The organism is Streptacidiphilus sp. P02-A3a (genome assembly GCF_014084105.1).
Taxonomy (GTDB): domain Bacteria; phylum Actinomycetota; class Actinomycetes; order Streptomycetales; family Streptomycetaceae; genus Streptacidiphilus.
Genome location: NZ_CP048289.1, coordinates 2,367,349 through 2,389,357 on the forward strand (window position 1 = coordinate 2,367,349; position 22,009 = coordinate 2,389,357).

The window sequence follows — 22,009 nt, forward strand, 5'->3', positions numbered from 1 at the left end:
GGCGGGCGGCGGGGAATGCGCGGGCGATCGGGAGAGTCCGGCGGGAGCGCGTGCCGAAAATACTGGATCTACTCATTTATATTGAATGACAATATGCTCGAACTGGCGCGCGGCAGGGAACTGCTCGGATGTTCGCCGGGGTTCGCCGGGCGGCGCGCCTGCCCGGCGCGGGGCAGCGCGGTGCCTCGGGCGGGGAGGGAGGGGGGCCGTGCGCGGAGCGCCGCGCTCGGGCGGACGCGCTCACGAGGAGGGCAAGCTGGGTGCCGGGTGCGGGACTTGAACCCGCACGCCCTTTCAGGCAATCGCTTTTGAGGCGATCATGTCTGCCGATTCCATCAACCCGGCGGGGTGCCAGGTCAGAGTACCGTGTCGGGGTCGATTCGTGCAGCTGGGTAGGCTCATTCAAGCAACCCCCGCGCCCACACGAGGAGCATCGTGACCGCCGCCACCGACGAGCAGCCCGAGCAGCCCGAGCAGCACGTCCCGCCGACGACGACCCGGGTCGTCATCGCCGAGGACGAGGCGCTGATCCGCCTGGACCTCAAGGAGATGCTGGAAGAGGAGGGCTACACCGTCGTCGGCGAGGCCGGTGACGGCGCCGAGGCCGTGCGGCTCGCCACCGAGCTCCGGCCCGACCTGGTCATCCTGGACGTGAAGATGCCGATCCTGGACGGTCTCTCCGCCGCCGAGCAGATCCACGAGGCGCACATCGCGCCGACGCTGATGCTCACCGCCTTCTCCCAGCGCGAGCTGGTCGACCGGGCCCGCGACGCCGGGGCGATGGCCTACATCGTCAAGCCGTTCAACAAGAGCGACCTGGTCCCGGCGATCGAGATGGCGGTCTCCCGCTACAGCGAGATCCGGGCACTGGAGTCGGAGATCGCCGACCTGAGCCTGCGACTGGACACCCGCAAGCTGGTCGACCGCGCCAAGAGCGTGCTGCAGACCAAGTTCGGGCTGACCGAGCCGGCCGCCTTCCGCTGGATCCAGAAGACCTCGATGGACCGCCGGATGACCATGAAGGCCGTCGCCGAGGCGGTCATCGAGGAGGGCGCGGCCCAGGACGCCAAGAAGAAGGCCGCCCAGGAGCAGGCCGCCACGGACTGAGCCGCGGTGGTTCCGCGGCGGTTCGGCGGCGGTCGCTCGGGGCGGGAACGCTCAGGGCGGGAAGACGCCGCTGTTCGACGCCGTCGGCGGGAAGGGCCCGCCGAAGCCCGGCGTGCCCTGGCAGGCCCGGGCCAGCGCGCTGTGCATGGCCAGGATGTACGGGTCGCCCAGGACCTCGGCCTGGGTCTGCGTGGCCCGGCCGCTGGCCACGGTCAGCAGCAGCACCGGGTAGGCGTCGTCCGGCGGGATCACCGCGCAGTCGCTCACGGTGGCCCGCAGGCTGAGCGTGACCGGGCGCTCGGGCCGGACGGTCAGCGGCAGGCCGGGCGGCGGCGCCAGGGACATCCCCAGGTAGCCCTGGCTGATCTGTTCGATCGTCAGCGGGGCGGTGCCGCGGTCGCCGACGGTGATCCGGATGCTGAACTCGCTGCCGCTCTGCCCGCTGCCCGCGCCCATGCCGAGGAAGTGGACGTCGGTCAGCTCGCCCGGGGGCGGTGGCGGCGGGACCGGCGGGTGCCGGTCCAGGGCCGGCAGGCCGAACGCGGCGGCCACGGCCAGGGCCAGCAGCGCCACCGCGGTCCGGCGGCGGCCCCGGCCGAGCGACCGCCACCAGGCGCCGAGCCGCAGCTCGGCCGGGCCCGGGTCGGTGCCGCCGGTCGAGATGTCCGGCGGGGCGAGGCCGTCGGCGAGGTCGCCGTCGGCGGATGGGTCGGCGGAGGGGTGGTCCGCCGTCAACTCGACCGGACCCACCTCGCCGACGCGTTCGGGGGGTTCTCGCCCGACGCTCATCGCAGCCTCCCCCGCTCGGATCACCGCACCCAGTCATACCGGAGGACCGGCCCCGGCTCCAGAGGGCCTGCGCCGCTCAGGCGTCGCGGAGCATGCAGGTCAGTCGGCAGCTGGTGATCCGGCGGCCCTGGTCGTCGGTGATCGCGACCTCGTAGGTGGCCGCGGTGCGGCCCCGGAAGACAGCCGTGGCGACCCCGGTGACCAGCCCGGAGGTCGCCGAGCGGTGGTGCGTCGCGTTGAGGTCCACGCCGACCGCGTAGCGGCCGGGACCGGCGTGCAGCATCGCGCCGATCGACCCCAGGGTCTCGGCCAGCGCCGCCGACGCCCCGCCGTGCAGCAGCCCGTACGGCTGCTGGTTGCCCTCGACCGGCATGGTGCCGACCACCCGTTCCGGGGAGGCCTCGACGATCTTGATCCCGAGCTGGTCGCCGAGCTTGCCGCCGGAGAAGGTGCTCGGGGCGACGCCCAGCTTGGTGTACTGGTCCAGCACCTCCTGCGGGACGTTGAGGGCGGGGGCGGGTGCGGGCTGCTGCTCGGACATGCTGCTCCTGTACGTCTGCGTCCCATCCGGGAGGGCCGATCCTGAACGATCGTACGACCCGGCGTCCGGCGGGCCGGTGTCAGGGAGCCCGGCTGTCAGTGCGGGGCCATAGGATTTCGTCCGGAATCAGCGCAGGGTGCGGTGTCGGGCGCAGGAAGCGGTGGCGGTTATGGCAGGCAAGGGTTCGGGCAAGGGCGAGCAGGGGCGGCCGAGGCTGCTGCTGCTCGACGGCCACTCCATGGCGTACCGGGCGTTCTACGCCTTCCCGGCCGAGAACTTCGCGACCTCCACCGGTCAGCCGACCAACGCCGTCTACGGCTTCGCCTCGATGCTGGCCAACATCCTGCGGGACGAGACCCCGACCCACTTCGCGGTCGCCTTCGACGTCTCCCGGAAGACCTTCCGGGCCGGGATCTACCCGGAGTACAAGGCCACCCGCTCGGCCTCGCCGGACGAGTTCCGCGGCCAGGTCGAGCTGGTCGGCGAGCTGCTGGACGCGATGCGGGTGCCGCACCTGCGGCTGGCCGAGTTCGAGGCGGACGACATCATCGCCACCCTCGCCACCCGGGCCGCGGCCGAGGGCTTCGAGGTGCTGATCCTCACCGGCGACCGGGACGCGCTGCAACTGGTCACCGAGGACGTCACGGTGCTCTACCCGACCAAGGGCGTCTCCGAGATGACCCGCTACACGCCGGAGAAGGTCTTCGAGAAGTACGGCGTGACCCCGGCGCAGTACCCGGACCTGGCGGCGCTGCGCGGCGACCCGTCGGACAACCTGCCGGGCATCCCCGGGGTGGGCGAGAAGACCGCCGCCAAGTGGATCGGCCAGTACGGCTCGTTCCAGGAGCTGGTGGCGCACGCCGACGAGGTCAAGGGCAAGATCGGCGAGAAGCTGCGGGCCGGGCTGGACGCGGTCAAGCTCAACCGGGAGCTGACCGAGCTGGTCCGGGACGTCGAACTGCCGCTCGGCGTGGCCGAGCTGGACCGCCGGGCCTACGACCGGGACGCCACCGTGGTGCTGCTGGACGCGCTGGAGTTCCGCAACCAGGCGCTGCGGGACCGGCTGTTCGCGGTGGACCCGGGCGCGGGCGCCGCCGACACCGACGCCGCCCCGGCGGCCGGACCGGGCGTGGAGATCGACGGCGAGCCGCTGACCGAGCCCGGCGCGCTGGCGGCCTGGCTCGCCGAGCACGCCTCCGGCGCCGGCCGCACCGGGCTGATGGCGGACTACAGCTGGGCCCGCGGCGAGGGCCAGGTGACCGCGTTCGGGCTGGCCGCCGAGGGCGGCCCGGCCGCCTGGGCCGACCCCTCGGCGCTCGCGGAGGAGGACGAGCGGGCCTTCGCCGGCTGGCTCGCCGATCCGGAGCGGCCGAAGGCGCTGCACATCGCCAAGCAGGTGCAGCGGGCCTTCGCCGAGCACGGCTGGCGGATCGAGGGCGTGGTCTCGGACAGCGCCCTGGCCGCCTACCTGGAGAAGCCGGGGCGGCGCACCTTCGGCCTGGACGTCCTCGCCGAGGAGTACCTGGGCCGCCAGCTGGAGGCCTCGGGCCCGGCCGACAGCGGCCAGCTCGCCTTCGGCGAGGACGCCGCGGACGAGGCCGCGGCCGCCGCCCAGGCGCTGATGGTCGCCGCCCGCACCGTGCTCGACCTGGCCGAGGTGTTCGAGGAGCGGCTCGGCAAGGACGGTGGGCTGCGGCTGATGCGGGAGCTGGAGCTGCCGATCTCGGCGCTGCTGGCCCGGATGGAGCGCTCCGGCATCGCCGCCGACGCCGACTGGCTGACCCAGCTGGAGCTCCAGTTCGGCGCGGCCGTGCAGCAGGCGGTCAAGGAGGCGCACGAGGCGGTCGGCCACGACTTCAACCTCGGCTCGCCGAAGCAGCTCCAGGAGATCCTGTTCGGCGAGCTGGAACTGCCCAAGACCAAGAAGATCAAGACCGGCTACACCACCGACGCCGACGCGCTCACCTGGCTGGCCGCGCAGACCACGCACGAGCTGCCGGTGATCCTGCTCCGCCACCGGGACCAGACCCGGCTGCGGAGCACGGTCGAGGGCCTGATCAAGACGGTCGCGGCGGACGGCCGGATCCACACCACCTTCAACCAGATGGTGGCCGCCACCGGGCGGCTGTCCTCGACCGACCCGAACCTGCAGAACATCCCGGTGCGCACCGAGGAGGGCCGGATGATCCGCCGGGCCTTCGTGGTCGGCGCGGGCTTCGAGTCGCTGCTGACCGCCGACTACAGCCAGATCGAGCTGCGGATCATGGCCCACCTCTCCGGGGACGAGGCGCTGCTGGCCGCCTTCGCCAGCGGCGAGGACCTGCACACCACGGTCGGCGCCCAGGTCTTCGGGGTGGAGCGGCCGCAGGTGGACGCCGAGATGCGGCGCAAGATCAAGGCCATGTCGTACGGCCTGGCGTACGGCCTGTCGGCGTTCGGGCTGTCCCAGCAGCTCGGCATCGACGCCGGTGAGGCGCGGCGGCTGATGGACACGTACTTCGAGCGCTTCGGCGGGGTGCGCGACTACCTGCGCCGGGTGGTGGACGAGGCCCGGGGCACCGGCTACACCGAGACCGTCCTCGGCCGCCGCCGCTACCTGCCGGACCTCACCAGCGACAACCGGCAGCGCCGGGAGATGGCCGAGCGGATGGCGCTGAACGCGCCGATCCAGGGCTCGGCGGCGGACATCGTCAAGATCGCCATGCTGAAGGTGGACGCGGCCCTGGCCGCCGAGGGCCTGGCCTCGCGGATGCTGCTCCAGGTGCACGACGAGATCGTGCTGGAACTCGCCCCGGGCGAGCGCGAGCCGGTGGAGGCGCTGGTCCGGCGGGAGATGGCGGACGCCTATCCGCTGCGCGCCCCGCTGGACGTCTCGGTGGGCGTCGGCACGGACTGGGAGACCGCCGCGCACTGACCGCGCCCCGCCGACAGCGGAGGGCCGCGCCGGGGGACCGGCGCGGCCCCGCAGCGGTCGGCTCAGTCGCGTCGGCAGACGAAGACCGCGGTGCCGGGCAGGTGCCTGCCGCGCAGCGGGCTCCAGCCGCCCCACTCCTGGGTGAGCCCGGGCGGCCACTCCGGCTCGACCAGGTCCAGCAGCCGGAACCCGGCCGCGTTCAGCTCCCGCACCCGGTCGCCCAGGGTGCGGTGGTGCTCCACGTACACGGCCCGGCCCTGCTCGTCCTGCTCCACGTACGGGGTGCGGTCGAAGTAGGAGGCGGTCGCGGTCAGTCCCTCGGGCCCCGGCTCGTCCGGGAAGGCCCAGCGGACCGGGTGGGTGACCGAGAAGACCCAGCGCCCGCCCGGCTTCAGCACCCGGTGCACCTCGCGCATGATCCGCCCGGTGTCGGCGGCGAAGGGCACCGCGCCGTAGGCGGAGCAGGCCAGGTCGAAGGCCGCGTCGGCGAAGGGCAGCACCGTCGCGTCGGCCTGGACCAGCGGGACCGGGGTCCGGCCCAGGCCCAGGTCGATCCGCAGCGAGTGCTGTAGCTGGCGGTGCGACAGGTCCAGCGCGACCGGGTGCGCGCCCCGGTCCGCCAGCCAGCGGGAGCACTGGGCGGCGCCGGCGCCGATCTCCAGCACCCGCCGGCCGCGCAGCGCGGCCGGGTCGCCGAGCAGTCGGGCCTCGGCCTCGTCCAGGCCCTCGGGGCACCAGACGAAGCGCGCGTCGCCGAGGAAGGCGCCGTGCTCGTCCTGGTAGTCGTCGGCGTTGCGGTCCCACCAGTGGCGGTTGGCGCGGCTGCTCTCTCCGGTGTCCGCCTCGCGGCGGACGGCCTCGGTGTCGTCGTCGGTTTCGTCGTCTTCGGCAGCGCGGGGGGCTGCGGTGTACTCGCTCATCCCGCAGTAGCGTAACCTTGGCGCAGTAGCGTCGGGCATCGTCGGGGACGAGGGTGTTCGGCTGTCGACGGGTGTCGGACCCGTCCCGCTCGACCGGCCCCGCCGGTCCGTGCGGGCCCTTCCGCCCTGCGGCATCCCGCATTGACCGTGCACGGCTGTACCCGTATGCTACAAGTTGCGCTGCGGGCCTGCGCGCCTCGGACGGAGCAGGTCGCGCTCGCATCTGTTGAAGACCCCACAGTCATTGCCAGGGGTATCGACTGTCCAGGGATGTTCCGGACAGTGGATACACCGGCTCCGGCCTGTCTGGTCCTTGGTGGAGCGATAGCGGGTTCCCGGCGTAGTAGTACCTACGACTTCATGTCCGTACCGGAGCCCTTTTCCTAATGACGACCAGCAGCATCGAGGCCCGTACCACCCCGCAGGTGGCGGTCAACGACATCGGCGACGCAGAGGCCTTCCTCGCGGCGATCGACGAGACCATCAAGTACTTCAACGATGGCGACATCGTCGACGGCATCATCGTCAAGGTCGACCGTGACGAGGTCCTCCTCGACATCGGTTACAAGACCGAGGGCGTCATTCCGTCCCGCGAGCTGTCCATCAAGCACGACGTCGACCCGCACGACGTCGTCAAGGTCGGCGACAGCATCGAGGCCCTTGTTCTCCAGAAGGAGGACAAGGAGGGTCGTCTCATCCTGTCCAAGAAGCGTGCGCAGTACGAGCGCGCCTGGGGCACGATCGAGAAGATCAAGGAAGAGGACGGCATCGTCACCGGTACCGTCATCGAGGTCGTCAAGGGCGGTCTCATCCTCGACATCGGCCTGCGCGGCTTCCTCCCCGCGTCGCTGGTCGAGATGCGCCGGGTCCGCGACCTCCAGCCCTACGTGGGCAAGGAGCTCGAAGCCAAGATCATCGAGCTGGACAAGAACCGCAACAACGTGGTCCTGTCCCGCCGTGCCTGGCTGGAGCAGACCCAGAGCGAGGTCCGCCAGACCTTCCTCACCACCCTGCAGAAGGGCCAGGTGCGCTCCGGCGTCGTCTCCTCCATCGTCAACTTCGGTGCCTTCGTGGACCTGGGTGGCGTCGACGGCCTGGTGCACGTCTCCGAGCTGTCCTGGAAGCACATCGACCACCCGTCCGAGGTTGTCGAGGTCGGCCAGGAGGTCACCGTCGAGGTTCTCGACGTGGACATGGACCGCGAGCGCGTCTCCCTGTCGCTGAAGGCGACCCAGGAGGACCCGTGGCAGCAGTTCGCCCGGACCCACCAGATCGGCCAGGTCGTCCCCGGCAAGGTCACCAAGCTGGTTCCGTTCGGTGCGTTCGTCCGCGTGGACGAGGGCATCGAGGGCCTGGTCCACATCTCCGAGCTGGCCGAGCGCCACGTGGAGATCCCGGAGCAGGTCGTCCAGGTCGGCGACGAGATCTTCGTCAAGGTCATCGACATCGACCTGGAGCGTCGCCGGATCAGCCTGTCGCTCAAGCAGGCCAACGAGTCCCTCGGTGCCGACCCGGCCTCGGTCGAGTTCGACCCGACCCTCTACGGCATGGCTGCCTCGTACGACGACGCCGGCAACTACATCTACCCGGAGGGCTTCGACCCCGAGGCGAACGACTGGCTGCCCGGCTTCGAGAAGCAGCGTGAGGAGTGGGAGCGCCAGTACGCCGAGGCGCAGGCCCGCTTCGAGCAGCACCAGGCCCAGGTCATCAAGAGCCGCGAGGCCGACGCCGAGGCTGCCGCCGCGGGTGAGGGCGCTGCTCCCGAGGCCGGTGCCGCGGCTGGTGGCGCGGGTGCCATCTCCGGTGGCTCGTACTCCTCCAGCAGCGACGAGACCTCGGGCGCCCTGGCGACCGACGAGGCCCTCGCCGCGCTGCGGGAGAAGCTCGCGGGCGGCCAGAGCTGAGCGCCTGCCGCTGAGCTGACCGCCCGCGAGGGCGGCCGACCGTGAAGGACCCCCGCCCGGGGTGACCGGGCGGGGGTCCTTTTGTTCAGGCGAACCCCTATGAGATAGACCATAGATCGCTAAACTTCCTATTCGGCCTTATTCGGGCAGAGTGGGGTGCAGTCCCGTTTCCGGCTGCAAGGTGAAACGCCCCATGACCGCACCCACCACCCGCGTCGGCGGTCCGTTCGCCGCCGTGGGGCGTTTCAGCTACCGCCACCGCCGCTGGGTGCTCGCGGTGTGGGTGGTGGTGCTGGCGGCCGGACTGCTGTTCGGTACCCAGGTGTTCAACACCGCGGCCCCGGCCGCCAAGGCGGCGGGTTCGGAGTCCGCCACCGGTTCGGCGCTGCTGGCGGCGGCCGACCCGACCTCCGGCGGGATCACCGCGCTGGTGCAGGGCAGGCCGGTGGCCGATCCGGCGGTTCGGGCCGCGGTCACCGCGGCCGCCGTCGACCTGTCCCGGATCCCCGGCGTCGGCCAGGTCACCGACGCCTACAGCGGGACCGGCGGCGCCGCGATGCGCTCCGCCGACGGGCGGGAGAGCGTGATCCAGGTCGACCTGGGGAGCGGCGGCGGGGCGGCCCTGGACGCCGCCTCGCAGCGGCTGCGGGAGATCGCCGACGCGGTCCCGGGGACGGCCGTCGAGCTCGGCGGCGAGCAGGTGCTCACCCAGCAGGTGCAGCAGCAGACGGAGACCGACACCGAGCTCGGCGAGTTCATCACGCTGCCGGTGACGCTGCTGGTGATGGTGCTGATCTTCGGCGGCTTCGTGGCCGCCGGGCTGCCGCTGATCGGCGCGGTCGCCTCCATCGGCGGGGCGTTCCTGGCGCTGCTGGGCTTCACCAGGCTGATGCCGATCGACCCCAGCGTGCTGCCCATCGCCACCGTGCTCGGGCTCGGCCTGTCCATCGACTACGCGCTGCTGATGGTGAACCGCTTCCGGGAGGAGCGCGGCCACGGTGTCGGGGTGGCCGAGGCGGTGGAGCGCACCAGCGCCACCGCCGGGCGGACCATCGCCTTCTCGGCGCTGACCGTCGCCGCCGCGCTGTCCGGGCTCTTCGTCTTCGTCAGCCCGATCTTCCGGGCGGTGGGCGCGGCCGGGGTCAGCGTGGTGGTGATCACCGTGCTGTCCGGGCTGACGCTGGTCCCGGCGCTGCTGGGCTTCGTCGGCGGCCGGATCAAGGCGCCGCTGCGCCCGGTGGCCGACGACGGGGTCTTCGCCCGGACGGTGCGCCGGGTGCAGCGGCATCCGCTGCCGGTGGCGCTGGGCGTCGCCGGGGTGCTGCTGGCGATGGCCGCGCCGTTCGCCTTCGCGCACCCGCAGAACGCCGACGCGGACGTGCTGCCGAAGTCCTTCAGCAGCCGGGCCGTCTCCGACGCGCTGGCGAGCCGGTTCCCGGCGCTGGAGCCCTCGGCGGTGACCGTGGCGGTGCAGGGCGACCAGGCGCGGGCCGAGGCGTACGCGGCGCACATCCGCGACCTGCCCGGGGTCGGCGGGGTGTCGGTGGGCAGCCCCACCGGGCGGCTGGTGAGCGTCGGGGTGGACGTCACCGGCAGCGCCGAGGGGGCGACCGCGCAGCGGGTGGTCTCCGAGCTGCGCGCCGACCGGGGCGGGCTGACCACCTGGGTCACCGGGGACGCGGCCACGGTGCTGGACTTCAAGCACGAGGTGGCCACCCGGGGCCCGTGGGCGCTGGCGCTGGTCGCGGCGACGACCTTCGCGCTGCTGTTCCTGATGACCGGCTCGGTGGTGGTGCCGCTGAAGGCGCTGCTGATGAACATGCTGTCGCTGGGCGCGTCGCTGGGGGTGCTCACCCTGGTCTTCCAGGACGGCTGGCTGAGCGGGCTGCTCGGCTTCTCGCCCACCGGCGGCCTGGAGGCGTGGATCCCGGTCCTGGTGTTCGCCTTCGCCTTCGGCCTGTCGATGGACTACGAGGTGTTCCTGCTCTCCCGGATCAAGGAACTGCACGAGCACGGGCACCCGTGCCGCCGGGCGGTGGAGCGCGGGGTGCAGCGCAGCGGTCGGATCATCACCTCGGCCGGGCTGCTGATGGTGATCGTCTTCGCCGGTTTCTCCACCGGCGACATGCTGGACATCAAGGAGATCGGCCTGGCCCTGGCGGTGGCCGTGCTGGTCGACGCGACGCTGGTGCGGATGCTGCTGGTGCCCGCCACGATGACCCTGTTCGGCGACCGGAACTGGTGGGCCCCGCGCTGGCTGAAGCGGCTGCACGCCCGGGTCGGCCTGCACGACAACCAGACGCTGCCACCGCCGACCGTCGGTGCCGCGCTCCCGGCCCCGCGCGCGCCGGTGCCGCTGCCGGTGCTCGCCAAGGCCCGCCCGGCGGCCTGACGGCGGCCTGACCGGGGGCCTGACCGGGGCCCGCCGGGCGGTCGAACCACGGCGGAGGTGCGGCGGCTATGCTGCCGCCATGCTGAAGGTCGGACTCACGGGTGGCATCGGCGCGGGCAAGAGCGAGGTGTCGCGACTGCTCGCCTCCTACGGCGCGGTGGTGGTGGACTCGGACCTGATCGCCCGCGAGGTGGTCGCCCCCGGGACGCCCGGGCTGGCGGCGGTGGCGGCCGAGTTCGGCCCGGAGGTGCTGCGGGCCGACGGCTCGCTGGACCGGCCCAGGCTCGGCGGGATCGTCTTCGCCGACCCGGCCCGGCTGGCCCGGCTGAACGCCATCGTGCACCCGCTGGTACGGGACCGCTCGGCCGAGCTGGAGGCACAGGCCGGGCCCGGTGACGTGGTGGTGCACGACGTCCCGCTACTGGCCGAGAACGGCCTGGCCGAGCTGTACGAGCTGGTGGTGGTCGTCGACGCGGCCGACGAGACCCGGGTCGAGCGGCTGGTGCGGCTGCGCGGCATGGAGGAGCGGGAGGCCCGGGCCCGGTTGGCGGCGCAGGCCACCCGGGCGGACCGGCTGGCGGTGGCCGACGTGGTGCTGGACAACGAGGGGCCGCTGGAGCGGCTGGAGCCGCAGGTGCGGTCGCTGTGGGAGCGGCTGCTGGTGAGGGCGGCGGGCTAGCGCCGCAGGGGAAGGTGTCGGAAGCGTATGTAGGAACCGACAAACTGGTCAACAATCTGTTGACGTTGATGTTGGACGGTCCTACGTTTCCTGCAAGCGAAAAATAATTCCCGGATCGCGGAACCACCCATACTCCGCGAGCCCGCCGGTCGCCGTCCGGCACCGCTCCGCCCTGCCCGCAGGCCGTCCCCTGCCCGCCGGTTCCGCAGCACCTTCCCGCACGTCGGTGATCGCACCGCACCTCCCGGAGGTATCAACGTGGATACCGCACGCCCAGCCGCGCCCGTTCCCGAGGCCGCCGCCGCTGTCCATCCAGTGGACGAACTCCTTTCCGCCCCAGGGCTGTTGGCCTACGGTTTGCAGCACATAGCCGCCATGTACGCCGGGGTGGTGGCACCGCCGCTGATCGTCGGCGCCGCCTGCGGCCTCAGCACCGCCGACCTGACCGTGCTGATCGGCGCGGCGCTGCTGACCTCGGGGCTGGCGACGCTGCTGCAGACCCTCGGGATCTGGAAGGTCGGCTCCCGGCTGCCGTTCGTCAACGGCATCTCCTTCGCCGGGGTCGCCCCGATGGTGGCCGTGGCCAAGACCGCGCACCCGGGGCAGGCGCTGCCGGTGATCTACGGCGGCATCCTGGTCGCCGGGGTCGCCGCGTTCTTCGCCGCGCCGTACTTCGGCCGGCTCAACCGCTTCTTCCCGCCGGTGGTCAGCGGCACCGTGATCACCCTGATCGGCCTGTCGCTGTTCCCGGTCGCCGCCAACTGGGCCGAGGGCGGCGACCCGGGCGCCCGGGACTTCGGCTCGGTGTCCGACATCGGCCTGGCCGGGATCACCCTGGCCGTGGTGCTCCTGCTGAATCGTTTCCTCAGTGGCTTCCTGCGCAGCATCTCGATCCTGCTCGGGCTGCTGGTCGGCACCCTGGCCGCGATCCCGCTCGGCAGGACCGACTTCGGCCAGTTCTCGCACGTCCCGGTGTTCGCGGTGCCCTCGCCGTTCCACTTCGGCGCGCCGCAGTTCCAGGTCGCCGCGATCATCTCGATGCTGATCGTGATGCTGGTGTCGATGACCGAGAGCACCGCCGACATGCTGGCGCTCGGGGAGATCGTCGACCGGCCCGCCGACCAGGCGGTGATCACCGCCGGGCTGCGCGCGGACGGCGCGGCCACCGCCGTCGCCGCGCTGCTGAACGGCTTCACCGCGACCGCCTTCGCCCAGAACATCGGCCTGGTGGCGCTGACCGGGATCCGCAGCCGGTTCGTGGTCGCCACCAGCGGCCTGGTGCTGGTGCTGCTCGGGCTGTTCCCGGTGGCCGGGGCGGTGGTGAACGTGGTGCCCCAGCCGGTGCTCGGCGGCGCCGGGCTGGCGCTGTTCGGGACGGTCGCGGCCAGCGGCATCCGGACGCTGACCCGGGCCCGGCTCGACCAGAACGGCAACCTGCTGATCGTGGCCGTGGCCATCGGCTTCGGGGTGCTGCCGATCTGCGCGCCGAACTTCTACAGCGCCTTCCCGCAGGCGGTGCAGACGGTGATGGACTCCGGCATCAGCGCCGGCTGCCTGGTGGCCATCCTGCTGAACCTGATGTTCAACCACCTCGGCCGCGGTGCCGCGGAGGAGCCCGCGCCGCGGCCCGAACCGGTGCTGGAACCCGCCGGTTGACCCGGTCGACCGGATGTCAGTCCCCGGTGGTGCGCAGCACCGCCGTCGACCGGGGCGGCAGCAGCACCGCCGACCCGGTCGGGACCGGGTCGCCCCAGGCGGCCAGGGGCCGCTCCGGGGCCGCGCCGAGCGGCACGGTGCGCGGCTCGTCGGCGAGGTTGACGGCGGTGCGGTAGCGGCCCCGGTGCAGCACCAGCCAGCGTTGCCGCTCGTCGTACTCGACCCGGACCAGGGTCAGGTCGTCGCCGTACAGCCCGGGGTGCGCGCGGCGCACCGCCAGCAGCGTCCGGTACCAGTCCAGCAGGGCGGCGTGCGGTTCGCGTCCGGGCTCGGTCCAGTCCAGCTTCGAGGCCAGGAAGGTCGCCCGGTCCTGCGGGTCGGGGACGTCCAGCGGGGCCCAGCCGTGCGCGGCGAACTCGCCGCGCCGCCCCTCGCGGACGGCCTGGGCCAGGCCCGGGTCCTGGTGGTCGGTGAAGAACTGCCAGGGGGTGCGCGCGCCCCACTCCTCGCCCATGAAGAGCATCGGGGTGAACGGCGCGGTCAGCACCAGCGCCGCCCCGGCGGCGAGCAGGCCGGGGTCCAGCCCGGCCGAGATCCGGTCCCCGACCGCCCGGTTGCCGATCTGGTCGTGCGTCTGCAGGTAGCCGAGCAGCCGGTGCCCGGGGGTGCGTGCCGGGTCCAGCGGGCGGCCGTGGCTCCGCTCCCGGAACGAGGACCAGCTGCCGTCGTGGAACCAGCCCCCGCCGAGGGTCTTCGCCAGGCCCGCCAGCGGGCTGACCGCGAAGTCCCCGTAGTAGCCCTGGGACTCGCCGGTCAGGGCGGCGTGCAGGCAGTGGTGGAGGTCGTCGCTCCACTGGGCGGCCAGGCCGAGGCCGCCCGCCGGGCGCGGGGTGGTCAGCCGGGGGTCGTTCAGGTCGGACTCGCCGATCAGCGCCAGCGGGCGGCCGCTCGCGGCGGCCAGTTCGTCGACGGCGGCGGCCAGCTGCTCCAGGAAGTGCAGCGCCCGGGTGTCGACCAGCGCGTGCACCGCGTCCAGCCGCAGCCCGTCGAGACGGTAGTCGCGGAGCCAGGCCAGGGCGCTGCCGACCAGGTAGTCGCGGACCTCGTCGGAGCCGGGGGCGTCCAGGTTCACCGCCGAGCCCCAGGGGGTCTGGTGCCGGTCGGTGAAGTACGGGCCGAACCGCGGCAGGTAGTTGCCGGACGGGCCGAGGTGGTTGTGCACCACGTCCAGTACCACGTTCAGGCCCGCCCGGTGGGCCGCGTCGACGAAGCGCTTGAGCCCGTCCGGGCCGCCGTAGGGCTCGTGCACCGCCCACAGTGACACGCCGTCGTAGCCCCAGCCGCGTTCGCCCGGGAAGGGGCAGACCGGCATCAGCTCGACGGTGTCCACGCCCAGCGCGACCAGGTGGTCGAGCCGGTCGGCGGCGGCGTCGAAGGTGCCCTCGGCGGTGAAGGTGCCGACGTGCAGCTCGTACAGCACGCCGCCGGGCACCCGGCGGCCGGTCGGCGCGGCGGTCCAGTCGAAGGCGTCGTGGTCGACCAGCTGCGAGCGGCCGTCGGGGCCGTCCGGCTGGCGGGCCGAGCGCGGGTCGGGCAGCAGTGCCGGGTCGGTGTCGAGCCGGAAGCCGTAGCGGCTGCGGCCCGGATCGGCCGGGACGTCCGCCAGCCACCAGCCGGGGCGGTCGGGGTCGCGGCGCATGCGGTGGCCGGTGCCGTCCACCTCCAGTTCGACGGTGTCGCGGGCGGCCGGAGCCCACAGTTCGAAGCGGCGGACGGGGTCACGGGGCGGCATCGGGCTCCCTGCCGTACGGTCGGGGTCGGGGTCGGTCGGGGTCGGTCGGGGCTGCGGGGGTCGGTCGGGGTCGGTCGGGCTTCGGGGGCGGGTCGGGTCAGCGGCTGGTGCGGGTCAGCAGGGCGACCGGGAGGGCGGACAGCAGCTCGGCCACGGGCACCCGGCCGCTGAGGCGGTCGCGCCCGGTCAGCAGGTCGGTCCAGCTGCCCTCGGGCAGGTCGAGCGCGCGGTCCTGCCAGCCGCCGCGCCGCTCCAGGCCGTGCGGCAGCCGGGTGGCCAGCGCCAGCACGTCCTCGCCGCGCCGGTAGCCGAGCAGGTGGGCGTCCCCGGGCAGGGCCGTGTAGCCGCCGAGCGGGCGCTCCCGGCGCAGCCCCAGCGCGACCGTGGTGACGTGCAGCTTCTCGGCGGCCAGGGTGCCCGGGGCCGGGGTCGCGCCGAACTCCACGATCCGCCGGTTGTCCGGATCGACCAGGGTGTGCAGCGGGAACTCGCTGCCCTGGTAGAGGTCGGGGACGCCGGGCATGGTCAGGTGCAGCAGCGTGCCGGAGAGCGTGTTGACCCGCTCGTACGGCGCCAGCCGCCGCACCAGCGCGGCGATCCGCCCGGCCAGCGCCGGGGTCTCCGGGACGGCCCGGGCCGCCCGCTCCACCGCCTGCTCGTACTCCTCGTCGGGCTCGGTCCAGGTGGTGCGCAGCTTGGCCTCGCGGACCGACTTCAGCACCGCGGCGGCCAGCCGGTCGCCGTCGACCGGCCAGGCGGCGAGCGCGGTCTGCCACAGCAGGTAGCCGGTGTGCGGGTCGAGCGGGTGCTCCGACAGCGCGGTCCAGTCGGCCAGTTCGCTCCGCCACAGCTCGGGCAGCTCGGCCAGGACCGCCAACCGGGCCCGGGCGTCGGCGCTGCGCTTGGTGTCGTGGGTGGACAGCACGGTCATCGCGGACGGCCAGTCCCGCTGCATCCGCTCGCAGTAGTCGTGGAACTCGGCGGGCTCCAGGCCGGGGCGGGCCGGGTCGCCGCCGACCTCGTTCAGCGACAGCAACGGGTAGCGGCGGTAGAAGGCGGTGTCCTCGACGCCCTTGGCGGCGACGGCGGAGGCGGTCTGCGCCAGCCGGACCCGGAACTCGTCCTCGGCCGGGCCGCGCCCGCGCCGTCCCAGGGCGAGATCCAGCAGCTCGGCGGAGGCCGCGGCGGCGGCCAGCCGCTCGGCGTCGGCCGGGTCGGCGGGCTCGCCGGGCACCGGGTAGGGGCGGTACACCGGGTAGGCGGCCAGGGTGGCGGCGATGTCGGCGCGCGGGACCTCCGCGTCGGTCCCGGCGGCGACCCGGGCCAGCCGGTTCACCTCGGCGGCCAGCTCGCCCTGCGGAGCGACCATCTCGGTGCGGCCCTCCCGGGCGCAGGCGTCGGCGTCCGGCACCGGGGCGGCGCCCAGGTGGTCGGCGTAGACGGCGGCCACCGCCCGCGTGCCCGCGCGGTCGGTGAGCACCCCGTCGATCCGGCGCAGCGCGTCGTAGCCGGTGGTCCCGGCGCAGGCCCAGTCGGCGGGCAGCCACTCGGCGCCGGTGAGGATCTTCTCCACCGCGACATAGGCGCCGCCGGTCGCCTCGGCCAGCCGCCGCAGGTAGCCGCGCGGGTCGGCCAGGCCGTCCGGGTGGTCGATCCGGAAGCCCTGGAGCACGCCCTCGCGGTACAGCCGCAGCAGCAGCCCGTGGGTGGCGGCGAACACCCGCTCGTCCTCGACCCGCAGCCCGACCAGGCCGGAGACGGTGAAGAAGCGACGGTAGTTCAGTTCGCTGCGGGCCAGCCGCCACCAGGCCAGCCGGTACCACTGCCGCTCCAGCAGCTCCGGCAGCGGCAGCGTCTCGGTGCCCGGGCGCAGCGGCAGCACCTGGTCGTAGTAGCGCAGCACCGGCGGCTCGCCGGGCTCCACCCGCAGCCGGGGCAGCTCGGCCTCCAGCCGGTCGCCGAGCACCGGCAGCAGCACCCGCCCGTCCTGCGCCGACCAGTCCACGTCGAACCAGTGCGCGTAGGGCGACCGCGGTCCCTCGCGCAGCAGCTCCCACCAGGCGTGGTTCAGGCTCGCCCGGCCGGGGGCGGCCATGTGGTTCGGCACGGTGTCGACGATCAGCCCGAGCCCGTGCGCCCGGGCGGTGGCGCTGAGCGCGCGCAGCCCGGCCTCGCCGCCCAGCTCCTCGCTGATCCGGCCGTGGTCGACCACGTCGTAGCCGTGGGTCGACCCCGGCACGGCCTGGAGCACCGGGGACAGGTGCAGGTGGGAGACGCCGAGGCGGGCCAGGTAGGGCACGGCCGACCCGGCCTCGGCGAAGCCGAAGCCGGGTTGCAGCTGGAGCCGGTAGCTGGCCGTCGGGACGTTCACGGGTGCGGCGGTCATGGCTTACGCCTACCCCGTGGCACCCCCCGCGTCACGCCGGACGCTGCAGAACCATCATCGAGCGGTCCGTCAGGTGCAGCACGTCGCCGGCCCTGACCTTGGCCCCGGCGCCGGGGAGCAGCGGCCAGGGCTGGGCGGTGTCCACGATCACCTGCCACTCCTTGCCGTGGTTCAGCGGGACGTTGAAGTCCAGCGGTTCCCAGCCGGCGTTGAACAGCAGCAGGAAGGAGTCGTCGGTGATCCGCTCGCCCCGGGTGTCGGGTTCGGAGATGGCGTAGCCGTTGAGGAACACGATCAGCGACTTGGCGAAGGAGGCCCGCCAGTCCTGGTCGGTCATCTCCTCACCGCCGGCGGTGAACCAGGCGATGTCGGTGAGGTCGTCGTGGGTGCCGGAGACCGGGCGGCCGTGGAAGAACCGGCGGCGGCGGAACACCGGGTGGTCCCGGCGCAGCCAGACCATGTGCCGGGTGAACTCCAGCAGCTGCGCCACCGGGTCGTCGTCGTCCAGCGGCGGCGGCGCGCCGACCGGGGTCGGGCCCTGGGCCGACCCGTGCGCGGAGGAGTGCGCCGAGGCGTGCGAGGCGGCGGCGTGCGAGGCGAACGCGGGCCAGTGCACCCAGGAGAGCTCGCTGTCCTGGCAGTAGGCGTTGTTGTTGCCGTGCTGGGTGCGGCCGAACTCGTCGCCGTGGGAGAGCATCGGCACGCCCTGGGAGAGCATCAGCGTGGCGATGAAGTTGCGCTGCTGGCGGGCGCGCAGCGCGAGCACCCCCGGGTCGTCGGTCTCGCCCTCCACCCCGCAGTTCCAGGAGCGGTTGTGGCTCTCGCCGTCGCGGTTCTGCTCGTGGTTGGCGTCGTTGTGCTTGTCGTTGTAGGAGACCAGGTCGCGCAGGGTGAAGCCGTCGTGGCAGGTGACGAAGTTGATGGAGGCGATCGGGCGGCGGCCGTCGTCCTGGTACAGGTCGGAGGAGCCGGTCAGCCGGGAGCCGAACTCGGCCAGCGCCGCGTTCTCGCCGCGCCACAGGTCGCGCACGGTGTCCCGGTACTGGCCGTTCCACTCGGTCCACAGCGGCGGGAAGTTCCCGACCTGGTAGCCGCCCTCGCCGACGTCCCAGGGCTCGGCGATCAGCTTGGTCTGGGAGACCACCGGGTCCTGCTGGACCAGGTCGAAGAACGAGGAGAGCCGGTCCACCTCGTGGAACTGCCGGGCCAGGGTGGCCGCGAGGTCGAAGCGGAAGCCGTCGACGTGCATCTCGGTGACCCAGTAGCGCAGCGAGTCCATGATCAGCTGGAGCACGTGCGGGCTGCGCATCAGCAGGCTGTTGCCGGTGCCGGTGGTGTCCTCGTAGTAGCGGCGGTCGTCGGCCAGCCGGTAGTAGGCGGAGTTGTCCAGCCCGCGGAAGGCCAGCGTCGGGCCCAGGTGGTTGCCCTCGGCGGTGTGGTTGTAGACCACGTCCAGGATCACCTCGATCCCGGCCGCGTGCAGCGCCTTCACCATGGACTTGAACTCCTGCACCTGCTGGCCCCGGTCCCCGGTGGCGGAGTAGGCGCCGTGCGGGGCGAAGAAGCCGATGGTGTTGTAGCCCCAGTAGTTGCGCAGCCCCAGGTCCACCAACCGGTGGTCATGGACGAACTGGTGTACGGGCATCAGCTCCAGCGCGGTCACCCCGAGCCGGGCCAGGTGCTCGATCACCGCCGGGTGCGCGATGCCCGCGTAGGTGCCCCGGATCTCCTCGGGAATGCCCGGGTGAAGATACGTCAGACCCTTGACCTGGGCCTCGTACAGGACCGTGTGGTGGTACTCGGTGCGCGGCGGGCGGTCGTTGCCCCAGTCGAAGAAGGGGTTGATCACCACCGAGGCCATGGTGTGCGGGGCGGAGTCCAGGTCGTTGCGCCGCCCGGGCTCGTCGAAGTGGTAGCCGTACACCGACTCGTCCCAGTCGACCGAACCGCTTATCGCCTTGGCGTAGGGGTCGAGCAGCAGCTTCGCCGCGTTGCAGCGGTCGCCGTTCTGCGGCTTGTACGGGCCGTGCACCCGGAAGCCGTAGCGCTGCCCGGGCTGGATCCCGGGCAGGTAGACGTGGCGCACGAAGGCGTCCTTCTCCCGCAGCTCCACCGACGTCTCCGAGCCGTCGTCGCCGAGGAGGCACAGCTCTATCCGCTCCGCCACCTCCGAGAAGACCGCGAAGTTGGTCCCGGCGCCGTCGTACGTCGCGCCCAGGGGATAGGGATGTCCCGGCCAGACCTGCATCGTCCTCCACCACTTCCAACCAGCGTCGGCGTCCCGTATGCATGCCCGGGCCCGCAGTGGCCCATGTGCGCCCTCCGTCCACGGACGGCACCGCACGCCCCTGCATCGTCTCGCACCGCGGGGGTGCGCCGGACGGGATTCCCTCGGCGAGTCGCCCGAACGGCACTCCCGTAGACGGTCCGTGACGCACCGGCAACCGCGTGCCGATCTGCTGCGCGCGACGGGCGGGCGAAGTACGCTTGATCGTCCGGAGTCACCCGGATGGCCTACTGTCGACGCCCCGACAGGGTACGTTGTGGACGCGCCCCCGTTCAGCCAGCGGGAGGGGCAGGCCGAGCAGCGCGAGGATGGTGAGGTCCGGGATGGTCGTCCCCGACGGGGGTGCCGCAGGAGGCACAGCGCGGGGCGAGGCCCCGACGCTCGTCGCCCGGACCGGCTCCGGCCGGACCGCGCCGCACCAGCCGGGGCCGTTGGAACCGACCCTCGCCTGGCCCGCCGCCGCCTGGGACGAGGCCCGGGTACGGGTCCGCCGGGCCGGACGCGCCTACGTCTGGCTGAACCTGGTCGAGCAGCGGCTGCGCTCGGTCGTCGCCGAGGTGCTGCGCCCGGTCTACGAGCCGGTGCACGGCGAGGACTGGGTGATCGCCGCCGCCGGTCCGGCCGGGGAGGAGTGGGTGCAGCGGGCCGGGGCGGTCCGCGAGGTCAGCCGCCGCAAGGGCTACCTGCTCGACCCGGACGACGACAGCCTGGTGGTCTTCCTGACGCTGCCGCAGCTGCGCGAGCTGATGGTGCAGCACTGGCCCTGCTTCGAGCCCTTCCTGAGCGACCGGCGCGACGTCGAGCTGGCGCTGGACGAGCTGGAGGTCGCCCGGCACGTGGTCTCCCGGAACCGGGCGCTGTCCGAGAACGTGCTGGCCCAGGCCGAGCGGGCGTCCGCCCGGCTGCTGCGGCTGCTCGACGGCGGCTCGGACCTGCCCGGGCTGCGCGCGCCGGTGGACGTGGTCGAGGAGCTGGTCGGCGACCGCTACGCGGACGTGATCGGGGTGCACGCGGACCGGGTCCGACTACAGCGGGACCTGCCGGTGGAGGACCTGCTGGCGGGCGCGCGCCGACTGGACGCGCTCGGGATCAGCCTCAGCCTGCTCTGCCAGAACTTCACCGGGCGGCGGCTGGTCGGCCTGGCCGACTCCGGCTGCCGGATCCGGCTGCTCTTCCTCAACCCGGCCAGCAGCGCGGTCCGCCGCCGCGAGCGGGAGCTGGGGATCGGCCGCGGCGAGCTGGCCAAGGCGGTGGAGACCAACATCATGCACGTCCGCCGGGTCCGCGCGCGGCTGCGCGACGCCGGGGCGTTCGAGATCCGGGTCTACGACGAACTCCCGCGCTGCACCGCCTACCTGGTGGACGGCGACGGCCCGGACGGGCTCGGCGTGGTCCAGCCGTACCTGCGCCGGGCGCGCGGGATGGAGTCGCCGGCGCTGGTGGTGCGCGGGGGCGCACCGGGGCCGATCGTCTCCGGCCGCGCGCCGGAGCCCGGGCTGTTCCAGGTCTACCAGGAGGAGTTCGAGGGGGTCTGGGCCGACTCGCGTCCGGTGTCCTGAACCGTCCCCGCGCAGCCCCCGGCCCTGTTGTCAGTGGTGCACGGGATGATGGGGCACGCCACAGGACGAGAGGACCGTACGACATGAGCTGGCTGAACGACACCCTGGTCGGATTCGACCTGGAGACCACGGGGACGGTCCCGGCCGAGTCCCGCATCGTCACCGCCGCGCTGGTGGAGGCCAAGGGCGGGGAGGTGGTCCGCGAGCGCGGCTGGCTCGCGAACCCGGGCGTGCCGATCCCGGCCGAGGCCGCCGCCATCCACGGCGTCAGCACCGAACGCGCGGTGGCCGAGGGACGCCCGGTGGCCGAGGTCGCCGACGAGGTCGCCGCCGCGCTGTGCACCCACTGGCGGGACGGCGTCCCGGTGGTGGTCTTCAACGCGCCCTTCGACCTGAGCCTGCTCGACGCCGAGCTGGCCCGGTACGGCCTGGCCTCGCTGGCGGACCGGCTGGGCGGGGCCGCGCCGGGCCCGGTGCTGGACCCGCTGGTGATAGACCGCGCCGTGGACAAGTACCGCAAGGGCTCGCGCACGCTGCAGAGCGCCTGCGGTATATACGGGGTGGAGCTGGCCGGGGCGCACCGGGCCGGGAACGACGCGCTGGCGGCGCTGCGGGTGGCCATCGCGCTGGGCCGGTCCTACCCGGCGCAGGTCGGCGAGCTCGACCCGGCCGCGCTGCACGACCGCCAGGTCGACTGGTACCGCGACTGGGCGGCCGACCTGCAGCGCTGGCTGCGCCGGAGCAAGGACCCGGCCGCGGTGGTGGACGGCGGCTGGCCCGCGCGCTAGGACGGCGGCCGACCCGCGCGCCAGGGGGTGTGGCGAAGCACACACGGGTCGGCGCGGCGGGCGGAACCGGTCGGCGGCCGGGCCGGTGCCGGGGCCGTCGGCGGGCGCCCGCCCGGGCGGGGCGGCCTGCTCAGGGGTTTCCCTTAGTCCTGCTCCGGGGTCGTCTCCGTCCTGAGGGGGAGACAGCTCCACCCCGGGGACGAGGTGCCGGGCTTCGCGGCTGGGCGAAGATGGTGACCGTCAGATCCACGCGGCCAGGGGAGTACTACGGGCCGAGGTATTGACTTGCCGACCG

The 22,009-nt window shown here is 73.3% G+C and carries 14 protein-coding genes and 1 tRNA gene; 8 read left to right on the plus strand and 7 right to left on the minus strand.

The annotated features are described in order from the left end of the window. Window positions 1–261: 261 nt before the first annotated feature. Window positions 262–345: transfer RNA gene (locus GXP74_RS10605), tRNA-Leu, on the minus strand. A gap of 90 nt (window positions 346–435) precedes the next feature. Here GXP74_RS10605 and GXP74_RS10610 point away from each other — a divergent pair. Beyond that, window positions 436–1,107, plus strand: a complete 672-nt coding sequence (locus GXP74_RS10610) for an ANTAR domain-containing response regulator (RefSeq protein ID WP_182451239.1) — start codon at window positions 436–438, stop codon at window positions 1,105–1,107. Window positions 1,108–1,158: 51 nt separating this feature from the next. Here the strand turns inward: GXP74_RS10610 and GXP74_RS10615 are convergent, their stop codons facing one another. Next, a complete protein-coding gene (locus tag GXP74_RS10615) occupies window positions 1,159–1,896 on the minus strand; it encodes a hypothetical protein (RefSeq protein ID WP_182451240.1) in 738 nt (245 codons plus the stop codon). 76 nt (window positions 1,897–1,972) lie between these two features. After that, window positions 1,973–2,437 carry a PaaI family thioesterase gene (locus GXP74_RS10620; RefSeq protein WP_182451241.1) on the minus strand — a complete coding sequence of 155 codons (465 nt, stop codon included), beginning with the start codon at window positions 2,435–2,437 and terminating at the stop codon, window positions 1,973–1,975. Window positions 2,438–2,606: 169 nt separating this feature from the next. Between GXP74_RS10620 and polA the strand changes: the two genes are divergently transcribed. Further along, window positions 2,607–5,351 (plus strand): DNA polymerase I, encoded by a 2,745-nt coding sequence (gene polA, locus GXP74_RS10625; protein WP_182451242.1) that lies wholly within the window; start codon window positions 2,607–2,609, stop codon window positions 5,349–5,351. A gap of 62 nt (window positions 5,352–5,413) precedes the next feature. Here the strand turns inward: polA and GXP74_RS10630 are convergent, their stop codons facing one another. Continuing rightward, complete coding sequence (locus GXP74_RS10630; RefSeq protein WP_182451243.1) at window positions 5,414–6,271, minus strand: class I SAM-dependent methyltransferase; 858 nt, start codon at window positions 6,269–6,271, stop codon at window positions 5,414–5,416. A gap of 386 nt (window positions 6,272–6,657) precedes the next feature. Here GXP74_RS10630 and rpsA point away from each other — a divergent pair, with 386 nt between their 5' ends. The 4 genes from rpsA (at window position 6,658) to GXP74_RS10650 (ending at window position 12,902) form a co-directional block, all read left to right on the plus strand. Then, window positions 6,658–8,175, plus strand: coding sequence for a 30S ribosomal protein S1 (gene rpsA, locus GXP74_RS10635; RefSeq protein ID WP_182451244.1), 1,518 nt, complete (start codon window positions 6,658–6,660; stop codon window positions 8,173–8,175). A gap of 193 nt (window positions 8,176–8,368) precedes the next feature. Next, a complete protein-coding gene (locus tag GXP74_RS10640; protein WP_182451245.1) occupies window positions 8,369–10,567 on the plus strand; it encodes an MMPL family transporter in 2,199 nt (732 codons plus the stop codon). A 79-nt stretch (window positions 10,568–10,646) separates the two neighbouring features. Then, window positions 10,647–11,246: a dephospho-CoA kinase gene (gene coaE / locus GXP74_RS10645; protein ID WP_182451246.1), complete on the plus strand. Its 600-nt coding sequence runs from the start codon at window positions 10,647–10,649 to the stop codon at window positions 11,244–11,246. A gap of 258 nt (window positions 11,247–11,504) precedes the next feature. Further along, window positions 11,505–12,902, plus strand: coding sequence for a nucleobase:cation symporter-2 family protein (locus GXP74_RS10650; protein ID WP_225447846.1), 1,398 nt, complete (start codon window positions 11,505–11,507; stop codon window positions 12,900–12,902). Between the two features lie 16 nt (window positions 12,903–12,918). On the opposite strand, the gene treZ is transcribed toward GXP74_RS10650, so the two are convergent. The 3 genes from treZ to glgX form a co-directional block, all read right to left on the minus strand. Continuing rightward, window positions 12,919–14,694: a malto-oligosyltrehalose trehalohydrolase gene (gene treZ / locus GXP74_RS10655; RefSeq protein WP_182451247.1), complete on the minus strand. Its 1,776-nt coding sequence runs from the start codon at window positions 14,692–14,694 to the stop codon at window positions 12,919–12,921. A 97-nt stretch (window positions 14,695–14,791) separates the two neighbouring features. Then, window positions 14,792–17,080, minus strand: coding sequence for a malto-oligosyltrehalose synthase (gene treY / locus GXP74_RS10660; RefSeq protein ID WP_182451248.1), 2,289 nt, complete (start codon window positions 17,078–17,080; stop codon window positions 14,792–14,794). A 31-nt stretch (window positions 17,081–17,111) separates the two neighbouring features. Beyond that, window positions 17,112–19,328: a glycogen debranching protein GlgX gene (gene glgX / locus GXP74_RS10665; RefSeq protein ID WP_182451249.1), complete on the minus strand. Its 2,217-nt coding sequence runs from the start codon at window positions 19,326–19,328 to the stop codon at window positions 17,112–17,114. Window positions 19,329–19,690: 362 nt separating this feature from the next. Here glgX and GXP74_RS10670 point away from each other — a divergent pair, with 362 nt between their 5' ends. Together GXP74_RS10670 and GXP74_RS10675 are read left to right on the plus strand one after the other, a co-directional pair. Then, the gene (locus tag GXP74_RS10670; protein ID WP_182451250.1) at window positions 19,691–20,926 is read left to right on the plus strand and encodes an SAV2148 family HEPN domain-containing protein; all 1,236 of its coding nucleotides are present in this window, start codon (window positions 19,691–19,693) and stop codon (window positions 20,924–20,926) included. 83 nt (window positions 20,927–21,009) lie between these two features. Next, complete coding sequence (locus GXP74_RS10675; protein ID WP_182451251.1) at window positions 21,010–21,714, plus strand: exonuclease domain-containing protein; 705 nt, start codon at window positions 21,010–21,012, stop codon at window positions 21,712–21,714. Window positions 21,715–22,009 lie beyond the last annotated feature (295 nt).

What these genes read in the sequence shown, in the direction of transcription:
- GXP74_RS10615 (WP_182451240.1), bottom strand. Translation starts at nt 1,896, where the DNA reads ATGAGCGTCGGGCGAGAACCCCCCGAACGCGTCGGCGAGGTGGGTCCG.
- GXP74_RS10620 (WP_182451241.1), bottom strand. Translation starts at nt 2,437, where the DNA reads ATGTCCGAGCAGCAGCCCGCACCCGCCCCCGCCCTCAACGTCCCGCAG.
- polA (WP_182451242.1), top strand. Translation starts at nt 2,607, where the DNA reads ATGGCAGGCAAGGGTTCGGGCAAGGGCGAGCAGGGGCGGCCGAGGCTG.
- GXP74_RS10630 (WP_182451243.1), bottom strand. Translation starts at nt 6,271, where the DNA reads ATGAGCGAGTACACCGCAGCCCCCCGCGCTGCCGAAGACGACGAAACC.
- rpsA (WP_182451244.1), top strand. Translation starts at nt 6,658, where the DNA reads ATGACGACCAGCAGCATCGAGGCCCGTACCACCCCGCAGGTGGCGGTC.
- GXP74_RS10640 (WP_182451245.1), top strand. Translation starts at nt 8,369, where the DNA reads ATGACCGCACCCACCACCCGCGTCGGCGGTCCGTTCGCCGCCGTGGGG.
- coaE (WP_182451246.1), top strand. Translation starts at nt 10,647, where the DNA reads ATGCTGAAGGTCGGACTCACGGGTGGCATCGGCGCGGGCAAGAGCGAG.
- treZ (WP_182451247.1), bottom strand. Translation starts at nt 14,694, where the DNA reads ATGCCGCCCCGTGACCCCGTCCGCCGCTTCGAACTGTGGGCTCCGGCC.
- treY (WP_182451248.1), bottom strand. Translation starts at nt 17,080, where the DNA reads ATGACCGCCGCACCCGTGAACGTCCCGACGGCCAGCTACCGGCTCCAG.
- glgX (WP_182451249.1), bottom strand. Translation starts at nt 19,328, where the DNA reads ATGCAGGTCTGGCCGGGACATCCCTATCCCCTGGGCGCGACGTACGAC.
- GXP74_RS10670 (WP_182451250.1), top strand. Translation starts at nt 19,691, where the DNA reads ATGGTCGTCCCCGACGGGGGTGCCGCAGGAGGCACAGCGCGGGGCGAG.
- GXP74_RS10675 (WP_182451251.1), top strand. Translation starts at nt 21,010, where the DNA reads ATGAGCTGGCTGAACGACACCCTGGTCGGATTCGACCTGGAGACCACG.